Origin of the sequence: Streptomyces sp. NPDC051172 (assembly GCF_040682555.1) — a bacterium.
Classification (GTDB): domain Bacteria; phylum Actinomycetota; class Actinomycetes; order Streptomycetales; family Streptomycetaceae; genus Streptomyces.
The window spans coordinates 1-2,674 of the sequence record NZ_JBFBBE010000034.1 but is presented as its reverse complement, the minus strand read 5'-3'; the positions used below and the strand labels follow the sequence as shown (position 1 = coordinate 2,674).

Genomic DNA, 2,674 nt, shown 5'->3' with positions numbered 1-2,674 from the left:
ACGTCTGGCCAGCCCCCCATCCCTCCCCCCCCCCCCCCACACCCCACCCTTATGCAACGCGGGGTTGTGACTGACTCGCCGGCGAGACAGACCCACGGGCCTCGTCGAGTACCGACCACGACACATTCCAGGTGCTGGCCGGGCGGCCGGAGAAATGCATTCGGAGGAGAGACTTCTATGTCCAGGCACAAGGTGTCGGAGCATACGGCGAAAATCGTCGCCGAGCGGGCCAAGAGGCTGAGGCCGGACGGCATCGACCAATACCTGCCCCTCAGTGGTGGGTTCGCGCACATGAACGAGGACCCCTTCACCGATCGCATCGAGCGCGAGCCGTGCGCCGACCACGTCACGGTCGCGGTCATCGGCGGGGGGTTCGCCGGCCTGATGACGGGCGCCCACCTGAAGGAGGCGGGGGTCTCCGATGTCAGGATCGTCGACACCGGCGGCGACTTCGGCGGAACCTGGTACTGGAACAGGTACCCGGGCGCCCAGTGCGACATCGCGTCCATGATCTACCTGCCGTTGCTGGAGGAGACCGGCTACGTGCCCACCGAGTGGTACGTGCGCGGCCCGGAGATCCTGGAGCACTGCCAACGCATCGGCAAGCAGTACGGGTTGTACGAGAACGCGCTGTTCCACACCCGGGTCACCGGCTTGGACTGGGACGAGTCCGCCCGACTGTGGACGATGCGGACCGACCGCGGTGACGAGTTCACCGCCCAGTTCGTGATCCTGGGGCTCGGCCACCTGTCCGTGCCGAAGCTCCCCGGCATCCCGGGTATCGAGACCTTCGCGGGCCACACCTTCCACGCGAGCCGATGGGACTACGCCTACACCGGCGACCCGGTCGGCGGACCGCTGGGCAACCTGCGGGACAAGCGGGTGGCGATCATCGGCACCGGCGCCACCGCGGTGCAGTGCGTCCCTCACCTGGCCACCGCATGCCGGGAACTGCTCGTGTTCCAGCGCACGCCTTCCGTCATCGAGGTCCGCAACAACCGGCCGATCGACCCGGAGTGGTTCGCGGAGATGGCCACGCCTGGATGGCAGCAGCGCTGGCTGGACAACTACGCGGCCAACATGACGTCGGCCGAGCAGCCTGCCGAGGACCTGATCAACGACGGCTGGACCGCCATGGCCAGGATGTGGCGCAACGCCGGTGAGGGCTCGCAACCGGACTCGGACATGTCCGAGGAGATCGGCGGCGCGTACTACGCGGACTTCGAGAAGATGGGTCGGCTCCACGCCCGGGTGGAGGAGACGGTCCAGGACGCACGGACCGCGGAACTCCTCAAGCCCTGGTACTGGCTTCCGTGCAAGCGCATGACCTTCCACGACGAGTATCTGGACGCCTACAACGAGCCGACGGTCCGTCTCGTCGACACAAACGGCAAGGGGGTCGAGCGGATCACGCCGCGAGGTGTCGTGGTGGACGGCACCGAGTACGAGGTGGACTGCATCATCTACGCGTCGGGGTTCGAGGTCGGCACCGCGCCCACCCGGCGCGCCGGATTCGACCCCGTCGGCAGGGACGGCAGGCGACTGTCGGAGCACTGGACCGACGGCATGCGCACGATGCACGGACTCCATGTGCACGGGTTCCCGAATGCGTTCCTCGTTCAGTCGCTCACGGGCGGGACGCGGTTCTCCAACCTCTCGCACAACCTGTCCGAGGCGGCCAAGACCGTCGCCGCCGTCGTCGCCCACGCGGTCACCACGGGGGCCGACGTCGTCGAACTCACCCGGCAGGCGGAGGACGCCTGGATGAGCAACGTGGGAGTCGATCCGGAGTGGCGCACGTTCCTGGGCACGAAATGCACCCCCGGCTACTCCAACAACGAGGGAATGGATCTCGGTCCGCATTCCCTTTGGGACGAATACGAGTTCCCCGATGGCCTGGGCTTCTTCCGGCACCTTCAGGAATGGCGGGGCAGCGGGGAGTTCGACGGCCTGGAATTCCACCGTTCGGACAGGTGAAGCCGCTTGCGCCGTCTCGCCGGCGAGACAGTCCTCCCGGGCTCCGTCGAGTGCTGGCCGGGATTCATTCACCCTGGCGAGTGCCGCCTGCTAGCCTCGCGAAGTCGATACAACTCCGTTTTCCCATTGCCAATTAATTCTGCCGACATAACGGCTCCCGATCCCGCTGCGGCCCGACGCCTGGCCGGTGATTCCGGCGCCTGAGCCATCGGCTGCGGATCGCGACTGGTAGCGGTCGGAAACAGCGAGGTAGCCTGCATGATTCCGTTGTCGTTTGCGCAGCAGCGGTTGTGGATCATCGGTCAGTTGGCGGGGCCGAGCGCGGTGTACAACATGCCGTTGGTGCTGCGTCTGTCCGGGGCGTTGGACCGGCAGGCGCTGGCGGCGGCGCTGGGTGACGTGGTGGGCCGGCACGAGAGCCTGCGGACGGTCTTCCCGGTCATCGACGGCGAACCCGTCCAGCGGATCGTGCCGGCCGACCAGGTCGTCCTGCCGCTGGCGTGGACGGACACCGACGAGGAGCAGGTGACCGACCTCGCGGTCCAGGCCGCGGGACACGTCTTCGACCTCGCCACTGAGATCCCGCTGCGCGCCCACGGCTTCGCCACCGGGCCGGACGAGCACGTCCTGGTGCTGCTGGTGCACCACATCGCCTGCGACGGCTGGTCGGTCGGTCCTCTGGGCAAGGACCTCGCCA

The 2,674-nt window shown here is 67.5% G+C and carries 2 protein-coding genes; both read left to right on the top strand.

The genetic code is table 11. The features are described from left to right. The first annotated feature begins 177 nt into the window (after nt 1–177). Complete coding sequence (locus tag AB0N07_RS21510; RefSeq protein WP_365837317.1) at nt 178–1,977, top strand: NAD(P)/FAD-dependent oxidoreductase; 1,800 nt, start codon at nt 178–180, stop codon at nt 1,975–1,977. 258 nt (nt 1,978–2,235) lie between these two features. Beyond that, a partial coding sequence (locus AB0N07_RS21505) for a condensation domain-containing protein (RefSeq protein ID WP_365837315.1) occupies nt 2,236–2,674 on the top strand: 439 nt, incomplete at its 3' end.